The organism is Micromonospora arida (genome assembly GCF_003857035.1).
Lineage (GTDB): Bacteria > Actinomycetota > Actinomycetes > Mycobacteriales > Micromonosporaceae > Micromonospora > Micromonospora arida.
Map to the genome: position 1 here is coordinate 29,687 of NZ_QGSY01000087.1, position 18,203 is coordinate 47,889.

The following is an 18,203-nucleotide window of genomic DNA, read 5'->3' on the forward strand; positions in this document are numbered from 1 at the left end:
TCGACCACTAATGGAAACACTGTATTCGTAGTCGAAACAATGGCCGCATCGCCGGAGCATTGTCGAGCGGAAGGGCCCGAAGCCGTTGAGGTCGTACCTGTACGTGCCCGGGGACGCGCCCGACAAGCTGGCCAAGGCGGCGGGGCGCGGCGCGGACGCGGTGATCGTCGACCTGGAGGACGCGGTGCCACAGGCCGGCAAGGACGCCGCCCGCTCGGCGGTCGCCGCCTTCCTGCGCTCCGCACCACCCGGGGTCGCCTGGTGGGTGCGGATCAACCCGGGCCGGTTGGGCCACGTCGACGCGGCGACCGTCGTGGGGCCGGGGCTCGCCGGGCTCTGTGTGGCGAAGGCTGAGTCCGCCGCCGAACTGGTCGCCCTGGACGAGGTGCTCGGCGCGGCCGAGTCGGCGGCCGGGTCGCCGGTGGGTACGACCCCCGTGGTGCCGCTGCTGGAGTCGGCGGCGGCCGTGGTCGCGGTCCTCGACATCGCCCGCGCACCCCGGGTACGGCGGCTGCAACTCGGCGAGGCGGACCTGCGCGCCGACCTCGGTGTCACGCTCGGGCCGGACGAGCGGGAACTGCTCTTCGTCCGCTCGCAGGTGGTGCTGGCCAGCGCGGCGGTCGGCATCGAGCCTCCGGTGGGGCCGGTCAGCACCGACTTCCGGGACCTGGTCGCGCTGCGCGAGTCGACGACGGCGCTGCGGCGGCTCGGCTTCGTCGGCCGGGCCTGTATCCACCCGGCGCAGGTCGCGGTGGTGAACGAGGTGTTCACCCCCGCACCCGACGAGGTGGCGACGGCGGCGGACCTGGTGGCCCGCTTCGACGCGGCGGTCCGCGACGGCGTGGGAGTCTGCCTCGACGCACAGGGCCGGCTGGTGGACGAGGCGGTGGTCCGCTCCGCCCGACGCCTGCTCGCCCTGGCCGTGTAGACGCCCGCCCAGGACCCGGGCATTTGCCGGCACGCGCGGCGGCTGCGGTGGGCACGGCTGCCCGGGGCCGCCCTCAGCGAGCCGGGGCGGTCAGCGCGAGTAGCGCCGATGGCGTCACCCCGGCACCGGTGGCGCCGAGCACGGCGTCGCGCAGCGCGGCGATCTGCGCCGGTGGAACCGCCCGCTCGGCGTTGAGCTGGAACTTCGTCGCCAGATCGGCCGCGCTCAACGGATGCTGCGGCCCGCCGCGCGACGAGTCGACCCGGTGCTCCAGGAGGGCGCCGCCGCGGGTGCGCACCCGCAGCACCGCCGCGAACGCACGCGGGAACAGCTCCGACGCCCGGGGGTCGGCCACGCACCGGACCCGGGCCGCCAGCGCCAGCCGGTCGGCCGGCAGTTCGCCGGCGAAGTCGTCGAGCGACAACCCCAGGCCACCACCGCCGAGCAGCGCCGCCGCGATCGTGTACGGGCCGGAGAACTTCGCGTGGTACGCGCTGCGCGGGCGGGTCTTCTCGGCAGTGGGTTCGGCGATGGTGCGCAGCACCGGGGCGGCCACCCCCAGCTCGATCTCGGCGACGTCGGCCGGGTCGAGCCCGCCAGCCCGCAGCGCGAGGGCGCAGTCGACGCCGGGGTGGGTGAAGTGGTTCGACGGGTACGGCTTGTAGACCGTGCGCAGCACCTCCCAGTCGGTGCCCAGCCCGCGCAGCAGCGCGTCGGCGGTGAAGTCGCCGGTGTGCGCGGTGAAGAAGCCGAACCGCCCCTCCAGCACGGTCGGCGGGCCGGTCAGCCCGTCGGCCGCCAGCACCGCCGCGCTCACCCCGGCGTGGGCGGCCCAGCCGCAGTGGGCCTGTTTGACCGAGCCGCCGGTGCGGTTGGCCTCCAGGATGCCGGCGCCCATGCTCGCGGCGATCCCGATGGCATGGCCGATGCCCACGTCGTCCAGGCCGTAGAGCAGGCCGGCCGCGACGGCCGCGCCGATCGTGCCGCAGATCGAGGTGGCGTGCTGGCCCCGCTCGAAGAAGACGTTGACCCCTGTCGCGGGCAGGTAGCCGGCCATGCCGAGCCGGTTGGTGATCTCGATCCCGGCGGCCACCGCCGCGACCAGGGCCGCGCCGCCGGCGGCCGCACCGGTCTCGACCGCCTCCGCGGCGGCGAGCGCGGCCGGCACGACACTGGCGCTCGGGTGCAGCACCGAGGGCAGGTGCGTGTCGTCGAAGTCCAGCGAGTGGGCCAGTACCCCGTTGACCAGAGCGGCGGCCGGGGCGGGCAGCCGATCGCCGGAGCCGATGACGGTGGCCTCGCCGATGCCGCCCCAGCGCCGCACGGAGCGCAGCGCGGCCGCCGCGGCGTCGGCCCCCGGGTCGGCGTGCGCGGCCAGGGCCAGCCCCAGGATGTCCAGCACCCGGCCGGGGATGTCGGCGCGGACGGCGTCCGGTACTCCGTGGTCACGACAGTCGACCGCGAAGCGCGCCAGCCGGGCGCTGAGCGTGGGCTGGTCGCCCGGCGCGGCCGTGGTCCCGTCCGTACCTCCGCCCGCCGTCACGGCAGAACCGCCAGCGGGCGGACCGGGGCGCCGGTGGCTCCGACGATGGGCAGCGGGTTGAGCACGAACAGGAACTCCCGGACCCCGGTGTCCAGCAGCGCGGCCAGGTTCATCGTCTCCACGATGTTGATCCCGTGCTCCACCAGCAGGATCCGGTGCACCGGCAGGGTGGCGTGCCCGCGTCCGGGCGCGAGGTGCTCGAAGGCGATGGTCTCGCCACCGACCACCCTGGGCGCGCGCTCGGCGAGCCAGCGCGCGGCGGCCACCCCGGGGCCGGGTACGCCGTCGGCGAGCCCGACGAACGCCGCTCCGTCGCCCCACCGCCGTGACCAGCCGGTGCCGATCAGGACCGCGTCGCCCGGTGCGATCCGGGTGTTCCCGGCGGCCCGCTCCAGGTCGTCCGGAGTGATCTCGTAACCCGCCGGCAGCACGGCGGTGGAGTGCACGGCGGCGACGTCGAGCAGCACGGCCCGTCCGACGTACGGGTCGAACGTCTCGATGCCCAGCTCCGCGAAGCCTTCGTGGGACTGCGCTGCCGCGGCCGGCCGGCCGGAGTGCACGAGTCCGTCCTGCGAGACGTGGGCCAGCGCGTCGACGTGGGTCCCGACGTGCCCGCCGGTGATGATGACCTCGTTGGCGGCGCTGCCGCCGTCGGCGCGCACCAGGTCGCCGTGGCGGCGCTCGATCACCATCCGGAACGGCGGGTGGTTCGGTGACTGGGGCATTCCCTGGCGCATCGGCTGGGCCAGGTCGATGACCCGGGCCCCGACCAGCGCCGGCCACAGCGCGGTGACGCCGGGGTCGAGGTCGGGTTGCGGTGCACCGGTGCGTGGGCCCACTCAGATCACGCCTCTCGACTGCAGGTCGGCGAGCTCGTCGGCGCTGAGGCCGAGCCGGTCGCCGTACACGGACTGGTTGTCGGCGCCGCGTGGACGCCCGGTCCACGCGATGGCACCGGGTGTCGCGGACATTCGGTACAGCACATTGGGCATCCGTAGCGGACCGAGCACCGGATCCTCCACCGTGGTCACGGTGTCCAGGGCCTGGTACTGCGGGTCGGCGAAGACGTCGGCGATGTCGTAGATCGGGGCCACCGCAGCCTGGGCCGCCTCGAACTCGGCGACCACCTCGGCGAGATCCCGCTCGGCGACCCAGCCCCCGACGTAGCCGTCGAGCTCGTCGGCGTGCTGTGCTCGGGTGACGCCGTTGGCGAACCACGGTTCGTCGATCACCTCGGGGTGCCCGACGAGCCGCAGCACCCGTTCGGCGATGGCTTGGGCGCTGGTGGAGATCGCCACCCAGCGGCCGTCGCGGGTGCGGTAGGTGTTGCGCGGGGCGTTGTTGACCGACCGGTTGCCGCTGCGCTGCTGCACAGTGCCGAGCTGGTCGTACGCCATCGCCTGCATGCCGAGCACGGTGACCAGCGGCTCGATGATCGCCAGGTCGATGACCTGTCCGGGGCCGGTACCGGCGGGTCGCCCGGCGTCGCGGTGGTAGAGCGCTGTCATGACGGCCTGGGCGCAGGTGAGCGCGGCGATGCCGTCGGCGAGCCCGAACGGCGGCAGTGTGGGTGGAGCGTCCGGTTGACCGGTGATGGCCGCGAAGCCACTCATCGCCTCGGCCAGGGTGCCGAAGCCGGGCCGGTCACGGTACGGCCCGTGCTGGCCGAACGCGGTGACCCGGGCGACGACCAGCCCGGGGTTGTGCTCCTGCAGCGAATCCGGGGCCAGGCCCCAGCGCTCCAACGTGCCGGGCCGGAAGTTCTCGATCAGCACGTCGGCCTCGGCGAGCAACCGGCGGGCCAGCGCGGCGCCCGCGGGCCGGCCGAGGTCGAGCGTGACCGTCTGCTTGTTGCGGCCGAGCATGGTCCACCACAGCGGCACGCCGTCCTTGGCCGGGCCGTGGCCCCGCGCGGGGTCACCCTTGACCGGATGCTCGATCTTGATGACCTCGGCGCCGTAGTCGCCGAGGATGGTGGCGGCCAGGGGACCGGCGAAGAGCGTCGAGGCGTCCACCACCGTGATGCCGTTCAGTGCACCGGGCACGGGACCTCCACTGGGACCGACCGAGGTTGGGACGTCAATCTAACCGCCCTTTCTCAGCAATGGAAACCCCGTTACATTGTCCGAAACGCAGACGATGAAGGGGGTACGCGGTGGCGCGTTACGACCTGCTGGTCAAGGGCGGCATGCTGGTGCTGCCGTACGTGGGAACGGTCCGGGCTGATCTCGCCACCCGTGACGGCCGGATCGCCGCCATCGGGGCCGACCTCGACCCGGCCGACGCCGCCGAGGTGCTCGACGCCAACGCCAGGCTGGTCTTCCCCGGCGCGGTGGACGCGCACTACCACCTGGGCATCTACCGGTCGCTCGCCGAGGACGCCGCCGAGGAGACCCGATCCTCCCTGGTCGGCGGGGCGACCACGGTGCTGTCCTACTTCCGGACCGGGCAGCACTACCTCAACCGCACCGGCGCGTACGCCGACATCTTCCCGGAGGTGCTCGCGGCCGTGGGTGGGCGCGCCTACACCGACTACGGGTTCCACCTCGCGCCGATGGACACCGCACAGGTCGGCGAGGTGCCCACACTGGTCGATGAGCATGGGGTGTCGTCGTTCAAGTACTACATGTTCTACAAGGGCTTCAACCTCAGCGCGGACTCCCGCGACGCCAAGTCCTTCACGATGAGCGACGAATACGACCTGGGGCACCTCTACCAGATCATGGAGGCGGTCGCGGCGGCCAACGGCCCGGACCGGCGCGTGTCGCTGTCGCTGCACTGCGAGCAGTCCGAGCTGATGCGGCTGTTCATCGACCGGGTCCGGGCGGCCGGTGACCCGCAGACCCTCAAGGCATACTCCGACGCCCGCCCGCCGCTCACCGAGCGGGTCGCCATCGGCGAGGCCACCACCCTGGCTGGCGCCACCGGCTGCCCGGTCAACCTGCTGCACCTGTCGTCGGCCGACGCGCTGGACGCGGCCCGGGCGGCCCGCGCCGCGCTGCCCGGCGCCGACATCCGGGCCGAGGTCACACTGCACCATCTCTGCCTGTCCTACGACGCGCTGACCGGGCTGGGCGGCAAGGTGAACCCCCCGATCCGCACGGTGGCCGACACCGAGGCGCTGTGGGCCGGCGTGCTCGACGGTTCGGTCGACTGGGTGGCCTCCGACCACGCGTGCTGCACCGAGGAGCACAAGGGCGACGCGCTCTGGCCGGCCCTGCCCGGCTTCGGCGGCACCGCGCTGCTCTACCCGCTGCTGATCAGCGAGGGGATGCACAAGCGTGGGCTGTCGCCGGCCCGGATCGCGGAGCTTGCCTCGGCGAACCCCGCGCGGGCGTACGGCCTGTGGGGGCGCAAGGGCAACCTCGTGGTGGGCGCGGACGCCGACCTGGCGATCGTCGACCCTGACCTGGAGCGGGAGGTGACGACCGACCTGCTGCTGTCCGGGCAGGACCACTGTCCGTTCGAGGGGCGCAAGGTCCGCGGCTGGCCGGTCGCGACGGTGGTCCGCGGGCACGTCGCATACCGCGACGGCGCGGTCACCGGAGTGCCGCAGGGAATGTACGTCACCCGCTAGGTGTGACCGGGGTGTGACGCGGCGGCGGTCGTGGCCGCGTCACACCCGTCGCCATCACATCCCGTCGCCGGACCAGGGGCCGCGCGAACGGGACCGCACCGGCAGGGTGGAGATGACCGGCGCCTCGTCGTGCTCGTGGTAGTTGGTCGCCGTGCCGCCCCACTTGACCCACTCATCGGTGGTGTACCAGTTGATCAGCTCGCCGTCCGATCGGATGATCCAGTCGATGTCGGTCTCGGCGACGAAGTGGCCGTGCTTCACCCCGGCCGGCCGGAAGCAGTAGGTGCCCTCGTCGATGTCGCCGAAGTTGTACGCCATCTTCCCGCCGAGCGTGTAGAACTCCTCGTAGCAGGGGTGGTGGGCCAGCCGGTGGTCGCTCCAGCCCTTGTGGGCCCGGATCAGGCGGGTGTAGAAGTTGGTCACCGGGTCGCGGTGCAGCAGCTTGATGTAGAGCGGGGTGATCGGCCCGACCGTCGGGGCGGCGGTCCACTCCATGTCGTTGGAATCCACCACCGTCACCTCGCCGACGGCGGTCTCCCACCGCGCTGACGCCGGGCTCCACTGTGCCTTCTCGACGTCGAAACCGCAGTCGCCGTACTCGCGCCAGTGCAGCACCGACGAGCCCTCGCGGATCTTGATCCAGTCCATCGGTACGCCCCTGGGCACCTGAAGATAGCCGCCCGGGCCGATCTCCTGACCGCCGTAGATCAGCGAGCCGGACCGTACGAAGAACTCGGTGTCGGCGTGCGGCACGCCCGGCCCGCGCCCCCAGTCGCTGTCGAACCGCAACGCCAGGGAGGACGATCCGTCCTCCTCGTCTGTGGAGAGCCGGCGTTCGTGGACCCCGCCCTCGCCGTGCGGCAGCTCCCCGACGTGCCAGATGTAGTCATTCTCGTGAATCAGTTCCACGTGCGCTCGCACCCGCTGCTCCTCACTTCGCGTTTCAGGGTCTTCCCGGCGGCGTTTGCGGGCGGCGCCCCCAGCCGGAGGTGCAGGGCGCCCGGCAGTCGGCGATGGTGAGATCGGCGCCGTCCGGGACCAGCATGGCTGCAATGGAAACACTGTTTCCACGGGCACGGCAAGCCCGTCGTCCCGCAATGTTCCCCCTAGCGAAACGATGTATCCAGCGCATACGATGCGTCGAATGAATGGTGCCGAGTTGTCCGCCACCCCCGGCGGTACCGCGCGCGCTGGCAGGCTCGATGCCGACTACGCCGGTGCCGGGTTCGCCCGCCGGCTCGGCTGGGGCACCCGGCCCGCGCTCGTGCTGGTCGACCCCGTCGCCGCGTACGCCGTACCCTCGTCGCCGCTGTTCCTGGCCACCGCGGAGGCCGCGATGGCCGCGATGGCCGCGCTGGCTGCGGCGGCCCGCGCGGCCCGGGTTCCGGTGGCTTTCACCGCGGTGCGGTACGCCGACGAGTCCTGCGCCGAAGCGCCGCTGTTCGCCGCGAAGGTGCCGGCGCTGACCGCGTTCGCCGCCGGCAACCCACTCGGCGACTTCCCGACCCAGGTCACGCCTGCCCCGGGCGATCACATCGTGTACAAGCACTACGCCAGCGCCTTCGCCGGAACCGCCCTGGCCGCCTGGCTCACCGCGGCCGGCGTCGACACGGTGGTGCTCGGCGGCTTCTCCACCAGCGGCTGCGTCCGCGCGTCGGCGGTGGACGCTCTGCAACACGGGTTCCGCCCGATGGTGGTGCGCGAGGCGTGCGCCGACCGCGATCCCGGCCCGCACGAGGCCAACCTCTTCGACCTCGACGCCAAGTATGCCGACGTGGTGCCGCTGGCCGACGCGGTCGCCCGGTTGGCCGACCACTGACCGGACCCGTTCTCCCGACTTGAGTGGGCAGGAGCAGTCATGCGTAAGGCAGTCATCACCGGCAGCACCAGGGGGATCGGCTTCGCGCTCGCCCGCGAGCTGCTCTCGCGGGGCCACTCCGTCGTCGTCTCGGGGCGCTCGCGGACGGCCGTGGACGACGCCGTCGCACGGCTGCGCCCACAGGCCGCCGCAGGTGCCGCCGTCCACGGGTTCGCCGTGGACGTCACCGACGTCGAGCAGGTCGAGCGGATGTGGAGCGCCGCGGTCGACGCGCTGGGCGGCGTCGACCTGTGGATCAACAACGCCGGTGTCGCCAACACCACCCGGCCGATCGTCGACACCACGCCGGAGGACGTCCGGACGATGGTCACCACGAACATGCTCGGCACCGTGTACGGGTCGCAGGTCGCCGTCCGCGGCATGCTCACCGCAGGCGGCGGCCAAGTCTTCAACGTGCTCGGCGGCGGCAGCGACGGCCGGATCCGCCCCGGGATGGGGGTCTACGCGGCCACCAAGCGCGGTCTGGACTCCTTCACCCGGGCACTGGCCAAGGAGGTCACCGGTACCGGCGTGCGGATCGGCCAGATCCGCCCCGGCATCCTCATCACCGAGGGGTGGCTGCGCGAGGCCGCCGTCGCGCCGGAGCAGGTGGCGCGGCAGCGCCGGCAGCTGAACATCCTCTGCGACCACGTCGACGACGTCGCGCCGTACCTGGTCGAGCGGATGCTGGCGAGCACCAGGAACGGCGACGCGATCGCGTGGCTCACCACCGGCCGGATGACCCGCAAGTTTCTCATTCCCGGCAAGCGGGACGTGCTCGCCCGCTACGGGCTCTGACCGGGGCCGTCATGCACATCAATGACTCAGGGAAGGACGGCACCGGGTGAAGGGTGTGCAGCTCAACATGGCCGCCGGGATCCGCGAGTTCGGCCGGGCCACGCCGGGCCGGGTCGCGGTCGTCGACGGCGACCACACCGTGACGTTCGGCGCGCTCGACGAGCGCTCCAACCGGCTCGCGTCCGCGACGCTCGCGCACGGCGTCGCCCCCGGTGAGCGGATCGCGGTGCTGAGCAACAACCGCTACGAGTACTTCGAGATATCGGCGGCGATGGCCAAGGCCGGCATCCCGACCGTGCCGCTGAACACGAAGAACAACAGCTCGGACAACGCCTACATCCTCGCCCACTCCCGGGCGAGGGGGATCATCCTGGCCGACGAACTGGCCGGCAACGTCGACGGCCTGCTCGACGACCTGCCGCTCGTGCTCAGCTTCGCCGGCGAGGTCGGCCAGCGGTACGAGACGTTCCTGGGACAGGGCCGCGCGGTCGATCCGCAGGTCCCCGTCGACGAACTCGACCCGTTCTGCGTCACCTACACCTCCGGCACGACCGGGCGGCCCAAGGGCGTCCTGCTGACCCACCGGGGGCGGGTCCTCACCGCGTTCGGAGTCGGGCTGGACTACGGGCTCGGCCCCAACCGCAGCACGATCGCCGTCGCACCGATGTACCACGGCGCGGGGTTCGCGTTCGCCTACACCGCCCCGATGCTCGGCGGCTCGTGCAGCGTGCTGCCGACCTGGGATCCGGAGCGGCTGTTGGACCTGATGGCCTCCAGTCGCGCCTCCACGGTGTTCCTGGTGCCCACGCACGCCCAGCACCTCCGCCGGTTCTGCGAGGAGCCGGCCGCCCGGTACGACCTGTCGGCGCTGCGGACGCTCTACTTCAACGCCGCCGCGTTGCCGGTCGCGCTGAAGGAGTGGGTGATCGCCGCGTTCCCCGGCGTCGACGTGCACGAGCTGTACGGCTCGACCGAGTGCTCCATCGTCACCAACCTGCGCCCCGAGTTCGCCCTGGAACGGGCCGGCAGTGTCGGGCATCCCTGGTTCTGGAACGAGATCCGGCTCAAGGACGACGACGGCAACGAGGTCTCCCCGGGTGAGCCCGGCGAGCTGTTCGCCCGCTCGCCTCTGCTGCTGGCCGGGTACCTCGACGACGAGGAGGCCACCCGGGCCGGATACGACGCCGACGGGTTCTTCTCCGTCGGCGACGTGGCCGTGCGCGATGAGGAGGGCTTCATCACCATCTTCGACCGGAAGAACGACATGATCATCGCGGGCGGGGTCAACATCTTTCCGCGCGAGATCGAGGAGGTCATCGCCCGCCACCAGCCGGTCGACGAGGTCGCCGTCATCGGCGTGCCCGACGAGGTGTACGGCGAGCGCATCGCCGCGTTCGTGGTGGGCCGCCCGGGGACGCTGATCGACGTCGGAGCCCTGGAGGGCCACGTCCGGCAGCACGTGGCGCGCTACAAGGTGCCCCGCGAGTGGCACGTCGTCGACGCGTTGCCGCGCAACCCGAGCGGCAAGATCCTCAAGCGGATGATCCGCGACGGGTACCTCGCGCGTGGTCAGAAGGAGAGTGGCTGATGGGGCTCAAGCAAGGCTGGACCGGGCGGTTCTTCGAGGACTTCGAAATCGGAGATGTCTACCAGCACCCGCTGGGACGCACCGTCACGGAGACCGACAACACCTGGTTCACGCTGCTGACCATGAATACCAACGAGATGCACTTCAACGCCGAGTACGCCGCACGGTCGGAGTTCGGCAAGCCGCTCGTGGTGTCGACGCTCACGGTGGCCATCGCGGTCGGGCAGAGCGTCACCGACCTGACCCAGAACGCGTTCGCGAACCTCGGCTGGGACGAGATCCGGATGACCCACCCGGTGTTCGCCGGTGACACGCTCTACAGCGAGTCACTCGTGCTGGAGAAGCGCGAGTCTGCGTCCCGCCCGCATGCCGGCATCGTCACGGTGCGCACCCGCACGCTGAACCAGCACGGCGACGAGGTCTGCTCCTTCAAGCGCACGTTCTATGTGTACCGCCGGGGTGCCGAACAGCTGCAAAACCTCTTCCCGGTGGGGAAGTCCCCACTCTCCCTCGACGGCGACAGCAAGGAAACGGCATGAGGCTCACGTACCAGCCGTGGGGGGAGACGCTCGCGGAGCTGGCCGACGCCGGGCGCCGGGCGGAACGCGCGGGCGCCGAGGTGCTGTGGGCCTCGGAGCTGCACCGGAGCGCGACCGGCACCGCCGCGGCCCTGGCCGGGGCGACGTCGACCGCACGGATCGGCACCTCGATCGTCCTGGCGTTCACCCGCAGCCCGATGATCACCGCGCTGGAAGCGCTCGACCTGGACGAGCTGTCCGGTGGCCGGTTCGTGATCGGCCTCGGCTCCGGGGTGCGCCGGCTCAACGAGCAATGGCACAACGTGCCGTTCGGCAAGCCGGTCGGTCACCTGCGCGAGACGGTCCACAACATCCGGCTGTTCTGGGACGCCTGCACCACCGGCGCCGAGATCCGTGCCGACGGCGAGTTCGAGCCGATGCACATCCGCGGTTACGAGCGGCCGTACCCCGTTCCGGAGCGGCCGATCCCGGTGTACCTGGCCGCGATGGGCCCGCTGATGACCCGGTTGGCCGGCGAGATCGGCGACGGCTGGATCAGCCACGAGCTGTGCTCACCGGGGTACCTGCGGGAGCACATCCTGCCCGACCTCACCCTCGGCATCGACCGCGCGGACGGCAAGACCCGCCACGACGTCGACGTCGTCGTCTCCGCGTGCTGCTCGGTGGCCGCCGACCCCGCGCTCGCCCGCCGCCGCGCCGCCGGTGTGGTCGGCTTCTACGCCACGGTCCGCACCTACGCCGACTTCTTCGCGTTCCACGGCCTCGCCGAGGACCAGCAGGCCGTCATCGACGCGTTCCGGGCCGGTGCCGGCGCGGACCACCTCGCGGGCAGCGTCAGCGACCGGATGGTCGACGCGCTCACCATGGCCGGCACCCGCGACGACGTCGCCGCCCGGATCGCGGCCTATGACGGCATCGCCGACACCGTGAAGCTGAGCCCGCCGACCCACGGGCTGCCTGCCGTCGAGATCCGCGCGGCCCAGGACGAGATCATCGCGCTGATCGGCGAGCTGACGGGAGCGACCACGTGAGACCGCTGGAGGACCTGCGCATCATCGCGGTCGAGCAGTACGGCGCCGGGCCGTTCGGCAGCGTGCACCTGGCCGACCTCGGCGCCCAGGTCATCAAGATCGAGGACCCGCGGGCCGGCGGCGACGTCGGCCGGTACGTGCCGCCGTACGCCGAGGACGAGGACTCGCTCTTCTTCGAGACGTTCAACCGCAACAAGCGCAGCGTCTCTCTCGATCTGGGTACCGCCGCCGGGCGCGGCGTCTTCGAACAACTCGTCGCGGTCTCCGACGTCGTCTACTCCAACCTGCGCGGGGACGTGCCGGAGAAGCTGCGCATCCGGTACGACGACCTCAAGCACCTCAACCCGCGCATCGTGTGCGTGTCGCTGACCGGGTTCGGGATGACCGGGCCGCGCAAGCAGGAACCCGGCTACGACTACGTGTTGCAGGGTCTCGCCGGCTGGATGGAGCTGACCGGTGAGCCGGACGGACCGCCCACCAAGTCCGGACTGTCACTGGTGGACTACTCGGGCGGCTTCGTGGCCGCGATCTCGCTGCTGGCCGGGGTGCACGCCGCCCGCCGCGACGGCGTCGGGATGGACTGCGACGTCAGCCTCTACGACACCGCGGTGTCGATGCTGACCTATCCCGCGACGTGGCACCTGAACACCGGGTTCCAGCCGGGCCGCACACACCACTCGGCCCACCCGTCGCTCGTGCCGTTCCAGGCGTTCGAGGCCAAGGACGGCTGGATGGTCGTCGGCTGCGCGAAGGAGAAGTTCTGGGCCCGGCTGTGCCAGATCGTCGGCCACCCGGAGTGGGCCGAGGCCGGCTCGCCGTACGCGACCTTCGCCAGCCGGCGGGAGCACAGCGCCGACCTGGTGCCCCGGTTGGAGGCGATCTTCCGGCAGAAGACCGTCGACGACTGGCTCACGCAGCTCTACGCCGGGTCGATCCCGTGCGGCCCGATCAACGACGTCGGCGCGGCCCTGGTGGACGAGCACACCGCCGCCCGGAACCTCGTGGTCACCACCGACCACCCCCGCTACGGCGAGGTACGGCAGCTCGCGTCCCCGGTGCGGGTCGGCGACGAGACGCCCACCTACCGCCGGGCACCGCAGCGCAACGAGGACCTCGCACTCGTCACCGAGGAGATCCTGGGCCTGGACGCGCAGCAGGTGGTGGCGCTGCGGGCGGCCGGCGCGTTCGGCGATGCCGAGCCGGCACACGGCGCGAACACCCCCGACACCCCTGACGGCCTCGACACCACAGCCATGTCACGATGATCGCCGAGGAGCTTGCCGAGTGGGGCACGGGCCACGTCGAAGTGCCGGCCGCGGTCCGGGTCGCAGCGCTGCGGCACCTGCTCGACGGGGTCGGAACGGCGTTGGGTGGGCTGCGCGCCAGCCCGACCACGGGGGAGCCCGGTGGGCCGTCGTCGATACCGGCCGTCGTCGTCGCCCGGGGACTCGGCGGGCCGCCGGAGGCGACGATCATCGGGTCGCGGGGCCGCGTCGGTGCGCCCGCCGCCGCGCTCGCCAACGGCACCCTCGTGCACGCACTGGACTTCGACGACACCCACGCCGGCGGCCTCGTGCACGCCACAGCCGTGGTGCTGCCGGCCGCGTTCGCCGTCGGCGAGCAGGTCGGCGCGCCCGGCCGGGCCGTGCTCGAGGCCGCCGTCGTCGGCTACGAAACCGTGTGCCGGGTCGCCGCCGCCGCGTCGCACGGCTTCCACGCCCGCGGGCTGCACGCCACGATGGTGGCCGGCGTGTTCTCCTCGGCGATCGTCGCGTCCCGGCTGCTCGGCCTCGACGCCGCGCGGACGACCGACGCGCTCGGCATCGCAGGCAGCCAGGCCGGCGGGCTCCTCGCGTTCCTGCACAGTGGAGCCTCGACGAAGCAGCTGCACCCGGGATTCGCCGCGCACGCCGGCATCCTCGCCGCCCGGCTGGCCGCGGCCGGGGCCGGCGGCCCGGCGAACGTCCTCGACGGCCCGCACGGTGTCTACGACGCACTGGCCAGCGGCGCGGTCGACCTCGCGTCCATCACCGCCGAGCTCGGCACACGCTGGGAGACCACCCGGATCGGCATCAAGCCGTACCCGGCGTGCCAGCTCTCCCACGCCGCGATCGACGCGGTCCGCGACGCGGTGCGCCGCGGCGGTGTCCGTTCCGGCGACGTCGCCGCGATCGACGTCGACGTGCACCCCGACTCGGTGCCCACGGTCTGCGACACCCGGCGGGACCTGGCGCGGCCGGTGTCGCCGTACGCGGCGAAGTTCTCGCTGCCGTGGAGCATCGCCGCCGCCGTCGTCGACGGTGACCTGACCACCGCAACGTACGAGCCGGACTCGCTCGCCCGACCCGAGGTGGAACGCGTTGCCCGGCTGGTGCGTTGGCACCTTGCCCCCACCGGCGGCCCCGCAGCCGACGCGCCCGGCACCGCCCGCATCACGCTCGTCGACGGCTCGGCCGTTCCCGGCAGCGTGCCACGCAGCGCCGGCGGCCCGGACAACCCGCTGACCGACGAGCAGCTCGTCGCGAAGTTCCACGGCAACGCCGGTGGCGACACCACAGACGTCGTCGACCTGCTGTCCCGTCTCGACGAGCTGGACACCATCGAACCGCTCATGGCGGCGCTGGCCGCCGCCGGTACAGGCAGGGACCGCCCGTGACGCCACACGCCATCAAACCGCCCTCCTTCCGCTGGTTCCCGTACGACGGCTTCACGTTCTGCCTCGGCCTCGCCGAGGGCGACGCGGCCTGGACCTCCGGCCACACCTCGGCCGCTTTCGACGAGGCCGTCGGCAGGATGACGGTCACCGGGGAGATGGCGGCGCAGGCGCGCACCGCGTACGAGAAGGTGCTGACGATCCTGGCGGCCGCCGAGTTCGGGCCGCAGGACGTCACCCGGGTCACCGAGAACGTGACGGTCGCCGGGCTCGCCGAGTACGAGGCGGCCGCGGCGGTCCGACGGGAGGTCTTCGGCGACCACGAGCCCGTGCTGCGGACGGTCGTCGTCGAGCGGCTCGTGCGGCGTACCGCGCTGCTGGAGGTCGAGCTGCACGCGGTCCGCGGCGGCGGCGAGGTGCTGGCCGCCAGCGAGCCCCGGCCGGCCGGCGCGTGGCAGGCCTCCACCGTGCGGACCGGCCACGACGGCGCGGTGTACCTACCGACGATGCTCCCGGTCGACGCCACCGGCGCCGTGGTCCACCCGGGGGATTTCGCCGCGCAGTACGCCTACTGCCTGGACCGGGCGGGCGACCTGCTCACGGCGGTCGGGCTGTCCCTCGACGCGGTCGTCACGACCTACGACTACTCGACGCCGGAGACCCGCGACGTGTACCGCCGGACGCACCGCGTGCGGCGGGAACGCCTCGGCGGCGCCGGCGTGTACCCGGGCGCGGGCGGCATCCTGATGAGCCGGCTGCACCACCCGGACGCGCTCGTCGCGATCGACGTCACCGCCTCCCGGCACCGGTTGGAACTGGTCAACCCCGGCTGGTCCCGCTACGACACGCTCACCTACGCCCCCGGGGTCAGGGCCGGCCGGACCCTGTACATGTCCGGGTTCGCGGCGCTGGACATGCAGACGCAGCAGGCCCTGCACCCCGACGACATCGTGGCGCAGGCCGAGGCGACGTACGGCGCGATCCTGCACCTGCTGCGCCACGCCGGCCTCGGACCGGAACACCTGCTGGAGACGACCGAATACTGCGTCGAGTCCGCGCTGTCGGCGTACCGGGGCGTGGCCGGCGTGCGGGAACGGCTGCTCAGCCCGCCCTGGCCGGCGTCGACCGGAGCGATCTGCAAGGCCCTGCTGCGCCCCGAGTTCCTGCTCGAGGTGTTCCCGACGGCGGTGTATCCGAATATCAGCGGAGCGGAGGAGACGGCGTGAGCCTGCTGACCGACGACCTGCGCGCACTGCTGGGCACGAGGAAGGTCTACACCGCGCCCGAACCGCTCGGCGCCGCGGCCGGCCGGTACTTCGGCATGGCCGTCGGCGACGACAACCCGCTCTACTCCGACTCCGAGTTCGCCCGCGCGCAGGGCCTGCCGGGCGTGACCGCCCCACCGACGCTCATCTGCGAAACCAACCAGTACGCGAACCTCCCGATGGACAGCGACGGCTATGCCGGGCACTCCTGGCACCTCGACCTCCCCGGTACCCGCCAGGTTCGCGGCGGCAACAGCTACACCTTCCACCGCCGGGTACGCCCCGACGACGTCATCACCGCGACCTGGGAGATCCACGACCTGACCGAGAAGCAGACCCGCACCGGCGCGGACATGCTCGTGGTCTCCTCGCGCGCGACGTACACCAACCAGGACGGGGAACTGCTCGCCGTCAACGAGGAGACGATCATCCTGGTCAGCCTGGACGGTGCCGCATGACACCTCGGATGCCACCGAACGTCGGGGCTGCGCTGCCCACGCTGGAACGCACCATCACGCTCACCGACATGGTCGCCTACGCCGGCGCGACCTGGGACTGGTACCGCCTGCACTTCGACCCCGAGTTCGCGGCCGCCGCGCGGGTCCCGGGCCCGGTCGTGGACGGGCAGGTGTTCGGGGCGCTCTTCGTCGAGCTGCTGCAGGACGCGCTCGGCCCGCGCTGCTTCGTGCACGAGTTGTCGTTCACGTTCCGGAACCTGATGTTCGCCGGCGAGACCGTGCGGTGCGAGGCGACCGTGGTCGAGGTCGGCGCCGACCGCGTCCGGGTCGAGCTCTCCGCCACGATCCTGGCCAGCGAGTACGGCCCGCAACGGCCCGCCGCCAGCCCTGCCCACGCGACGGTTCTGCTCGGCGCGGCCGACGGGCCGGCCGCGCGGTGACCGGCGTCGCGATCGTCGGTGCGGCCGAGTGCGATCTCGGCAACACCGGGAAGTCCACGCTCACCCTGCAGACCCAGGCCGTCACCCGGGCGCTCGCCGACGCCGGGCTGACCCTCGCCGACGTCGACGGACTGGCCACCACCGGAGTGTCCCGCTTCTCCACCACACAGCTCGCCGAGTATCTCGGGCAGCAGCCCCGCTGGGTCGACTCGACGTTCGTCGGCGGGTCGGCGGCCGAGATGATGGTCGCCCGCGCCACGCAGGCGATCGACGCCGGCCAGGCGTCCACCGTGGTCATCAGCTTCGCGTCGAACCAGCGCTCCGCGCGCTCGCGCAGCCTCGGCGGCATCGTCGAGGAGCACACCCCGGAGGCCCAGTTCGAGGCGCCGTACGGCCCGTTGTACCCGCTGTCGTACTACGCGATGGCGGCACAGCAGTACTTCCACCGGTACGGCGGCACGCGGGAGAAGCTGGCCGAGATCGCGGTCGCCGCCAGGGAGTGGGCGCTGCTCAACCCGGCCGCGTTCCGCTACGGCGCCGGGCCGCTGACCGTCGACGACGTGCTCGCCGCGCCGATGGTCTCCAGCCCGCTGACCGTCGCCGACTGCTGCCTGGTGACCGACGGCGGCGGAGCGGTCGTGCTCACCACGCTCGACCGGGCCCGCGACCTGCGGCACCCGCCGGTACGGGTCCTCGGGTACGGCGAACGGTCGACGAACACGTCGATGACCGCGGTCGAGGACCTGACGGTCACCGGCGCGCGCGAGTCCGGCCGGGAGGCGTTCGCCCGGGCCGGCATCACACCGGCTGACGTGGACGTGCTGGAGGTGTACGACTCGTTCACCATCACCGCCGCGCTCAGCATCGAGGCGCTGGGCTTCTGCGGCCCGGGGGAGGTGCTCGACTTCATCCAGGACGGCCGGATCCGTCCCGGCGGTGAGCTGGCGCTGGACACCTCCGGCGGTGGCCTGTCGTACTGCCATCCCGGTCAGTACGGGGTGCTGCTGCTGGTGGAGGCGGTCCGCCAACTGCGCGGCGAGGCGGGAGCCCGGCAGGTGCCCGACGCCCGGGTGGCCGTGGCGCACGGCACCGGCGGGATCCTGTCCACGCACGCGACGGTCGTGCTGGGGGTGCGGTGATGCATGTGCCGCCACCCGACGACGTGACGGCCGGCTGGTGGGACGCCACCCGGGAGCACCGCTACACGCTGCAGACCTGCGGGTCCTGCGGGCACGTCCAGCATCCGCCGCGTGCGCTGTGCACCGCCTGCTCGTCGATGGTGGATCTCGGGCTCGTCGAGGCGTCCGGCCACGGCGTCGTGGACACGTTCACCGAGGTGCATCGGGCGCCCGTGCCGGGGGCTGCCGTGCCGTACACGATCGCCCGGATCCGGCTCGCCGAGGGACCGTTCGTGCTGTCCACCCTCGACGGGCAGGACTGGCGGATCGGCGACCCGGTCCGTGTCGGTTGGCTCGACCTCGACGACGGCCGGGCGCTGCCGGTCTTCCACCGCTGACGGAGGCTA

Annotated in this window: 18 protein-coding genes; 14 read left to right on the top strand and 4 right to left on the bottom strand. The window is 72.4% G+C overall.

From position 1 onward, the window contains the following. Positions 1 to 85 precede the first annotated feature (85 nt). A complete protein-coding gene (locus DLJ58_RS03360; protein ID WP_124853799.1) occupies positions 86 to 928 on the top strand; it encodes an HpcH/HpaI aldolase/citrate lyase family protein in 843 nt (280 codons plus the stop codon). Positions 929 to 1,001: 73 nt separating this feature from the next. Here the strand turns inward: DLJ58_RS03360 and DLJ58_RS03365 are convergent, their stop codons facing one another. From DLJ58_RS03365 to DLJ58_RS03375, 3 genes are read right to left on the bottom strand one after another with little or no spacing between them, the layout of a single operon-like run. Beyond that, positions 1,002 to 2,471 carry an MmgE/PrpD family protein gene (locus DLJ58_RS03365; RefSeq protein ID WP_124853800.1) on the bottom strand — a complete coding sequence of 490 codons (1,470 nt, stop codon included), beginning with the start codon at positions 2,469 to 2,471 and terminating at the stop codon, positions 1,002 to 1,004. Continuing rightward, a complete protein-coding gene (locus DLJ58_RS03370) occupies positions 2,468 to 3,310 on the bottom strand; it encodes a cyclase family protein (RefSeq protein ID WP_244218766.1) in 843 nt (280 codons plus the stop codon). The genes DLJ58_RS03365 and DLJ58_RS03370 overlap by 4 nt, the downstream gene beginning before the upstream one ends. Then, positions 3,311 to 4,516 carry a CaiB/BaiF CoA transferase family protein gene (locus DLJ58_RS03375; protein WP_124853801.1) on the bottom strand — a complete coding sequence of 402 codons (1,206 nt, stop codon included), beginning with the start codon at positions 4,514 to 4,516 and terminating at the stop codon, positions 3,311 to 3,313. 110 nt (positions 4,517 to 4,626) lie between these two features. Here DLJ58_RS03375 and DLJ58_RS03380 point away from each other — a divergent pair, with 110 nt between their 5' ends. Then, positions 4,627 to 6,048 (top strand): dihydroorotase, encoded by a 1,422-nt coding sequence (locus DLJ58_RS03380; RefSeq protein ID WP_124853802.1) that lies wholly within the window; start codon positions 4,627 to 4,629, stop codon positions 6,046 to 6,048. A 54-nt stretch (positions 6,049 to 6,102) separates the two neighbouring features. Here DLJ58_RS03380 and DLJ58_RS03385 read toward each other — a convergent pair whose 3' ends face one another. After that, complete coding sequence (locus tag DLJ58_RS03385; protein WP_158629541.1) at positions 6,103 to 6,969, bottom strand: DUF4437 domain-containing protein; 867 nt, start codon at positions 6,967 to 6,969, stop codon at positions 6,103 to 6,105. A 223-nt stretch (positions 6,970 to 7,192) separates the two neighbouring features. On the opposite strand from DLJ58_RS03385, the gene DLJ58_RS03390 reads away from it, so the two are divergent. Genes DLJ58_RS03390 through DLJ58_RS03445 form a run of 12 tightly spaced genes read left to right on the top strand, consistent with a single transcriptional unit; the run spans position 7,193 to position 18,194 of the window. Then, positions 7,193 to 7,867: an isochorismatase family protein gene (locus DLJ58_RS03390; RefSeq protein WP_124853804.1), complete on the top strand. Its 675-nt coding sequence runs from the start codon at positions 7,193 to 7,195 to the stop codon at positions 7,865 to 7,867. A 39-nt stretch (positions 7,868 to 7,906) separates the two neighbouring features. Further along, entirely contained in the window at positions 7,907 to 8,704 is a 798-nt protein-coding gene (locus DLJ58_RS03395) for an SDR family oxidoreductase (protein ID WP_124853805.1), read from the top strand. A gap of 46 nt (positions 8,705 to 8,750) precedes the next feature. Further along, the gene (locus DLJ58_RS03400) at positions 8,751 to 10,292 is read left to right on the top strand and encodes a class I adenylate-forming enzyme family protein (RefSeq protein ID WP_244218767.1); all 1,542 of its coding nucleotides are present in this window, start codon (positions 8,751 to 8,753) and stop codon (positions 10,290 to 10,292) included. After that, positions 10,292 to 10,831: a MaoC family dehydratase gene (locus tag DLJ58_RS03405; protein ID WP_124853806.1), complete on the top strand. Its 540-nt coding sequence runs from the start codon at positions 10,292 to 10,294 to the stop codon at positions 10,829 to 10,831. The genes DLJ58_RS03400 and DLJ58_RS03405 overlap by 1 nt, the downstream gene beginning before the upstream one ends. Continuing rightward, positions 10,828 to 11,862, top strand: a complete 1,035-nt coding sequence (locus DLJ58_RS03410) for an LLM class flavin-dependent oxidoreductase (RefSeq protein ID WP_124853807.1) — start codon at positions 10,828 to 10,830, stop codon at positions 11,860 to 11,862. The genes DLJ58_RS03405 and DLJ58_RS03410 overlap by 4 nt, the downstream gene beginning before the upstream one ends. Then, entirely contained in the window at positions 11,859 to 13,127 is a 1,269-nt protein-coding gene (locus DLJ58_RS03415) for a CaiB/BaiF CoA transferase family protein (protein ID WP_124853808.1), read from the top strand. Before DLJ58_RS03410 ends, DLJ58_RS03415 begins: the two co-directional genes overlap by 4 nt. Next, a complete protein-coding gene (locus DLJ58_RS03420) occupies positions 13,124 to 14,518 on the top strand; it encodes an MmgE/PrpD family protein (RefSeq protein WP_124853809.1) in 1,395 nt (464 codons plus the stop codon). The genes DLJ58_RS03415 and DLJ58_RS03420 overlap by 4 nt, the downstream gene beginning before the upstream one ends. Then, the gene (locus DLJ58_RS03425) at positions 14,515 to 15,741 is read left to right on the top strand and encodes a RidA family protein (protein ID WP_124853810.1); all 1,227 of its coding nucleotides are present in this window, start codon (positions 14,515 to 14,517) and stop codon (positions 15,739 to 15,741) included. The genes DLJ58_RS03420 and DLJ58_RS03425 overlap by 4 nt, the downstream gene beginning before the upstream one ends. Continuing rightward, positions 15,738 to 16,238, top strand: coding sequence for an FAS1-like dehydratase domain-containing protein (locus DLJ58_RS03430; protein WP_124853811.1), 501 nt, complete (start codon positions 15,738 to 15,740; stop codon positions 16,236 to 16,238). Before DLJ58_RS03425 ends, DLJ58_RS03430 begins: the two co-directional genes overlap by 4 nt. Then, positions 16,235 to 16,678: a MaoC family dehydratase gene (locus DLJ58_RS03435; RefSeq protein ID WP_124853812.1), complete on the top strand. Its 444-nt coding sequence runs from the start codon at positions 16,235 to 16,237 to the stop codon at positions 16,676 to 16,678. Before DLJ58_RS03430 ends, DLJ58_RS03435 begins: the two co-directional genes overlap by 4 nt. After that, the gene (locus tag DLJ58_RS03440; RefSeq protein WP_124853813.1) at positions 16,675 to 17,817 is read left to right on the top strand and encodes an acetyl-CoA acetyltransferase; all 1,143 of its coding nucleotides are present in this window, start codon (positions 16,675 to 16,677) and stop codon (positions 17,815 to 17,817) included. Before DLJ58_RS03435 ends, DLJ58_RS03440 begins: the two co-directional genes overlap by 4 nt. Next, complete coding sequence (locus DLJ58_RS03445; RefSeq protein ID WP_124853814.1) at positions 17,817 to 18,194, top strand: Zn-ribbon domain-containing OB-fold protein; 378 nt, start codon at positions 17,817 to 17,819, stop codon at positions 18,192 to 18,194. Before DLJ58_RS03440 ends, DLJ58_RS03445 begins: the two co-directional genes overlap by 1 nt. The last annotated feature ends 9 nt before the right edge of the window (positions 18,195 to 18,203 follow it).

Bases quoted from the DNA above. Each gene is read 5' to 3' on its own strand.
- DLJ58_RS03390 (WP_124853804.1), top strand. From the start codon at position 7,193: ATGAATGGTGCCGAGTTGTCCGCCACCCCCGGCGGTACCGCGCGCGCT.
- DLJ58_RS03395 (WP_124853805.1), top strand. From the start codon at position 7,907: ATGCGTAAGGCAGTCATCACCGGCAGCACCAGGGGGATCGGCTTCGCG.
- DLJ58_RS03405 (WP_124853806.1), top strand. From the start codon at position 10,292: ATGGGGCTCAAGCAAGGCTGGACCGGGCGGTTCTTCGAGGACTTCGAA.
- DLJ58_RS03410 (WP_124853807.1), top strand. From the start codon at position 10,828: ATGAGGCTCACGTACCAGCCGTGGGGGGAGACGCTCGCGGAGCTGGCC.
- DLJ58_RS03420 (WP_124853809.1), top strand. From the start codon at position 13,124: ATGATCGCCGAGGAGCTTGCCGAGTGGGGCACGGGCCACGTCGAAGTG.
- DLJ58_RS03435 (WP_124853812.1), top strand. From the start codon at position 16,235: ATGACACCTCGGATGCCACCGAACGTCGGGGCTGCGCTGCCCACGCTG.
- DLJ58_RS03445 (WP_124853814.1), top strand. From the start codon at position 17,817: ATGCATGTGCCGCCACCCGACGACGTGACGGCCGGCTGGTGGGACGCC.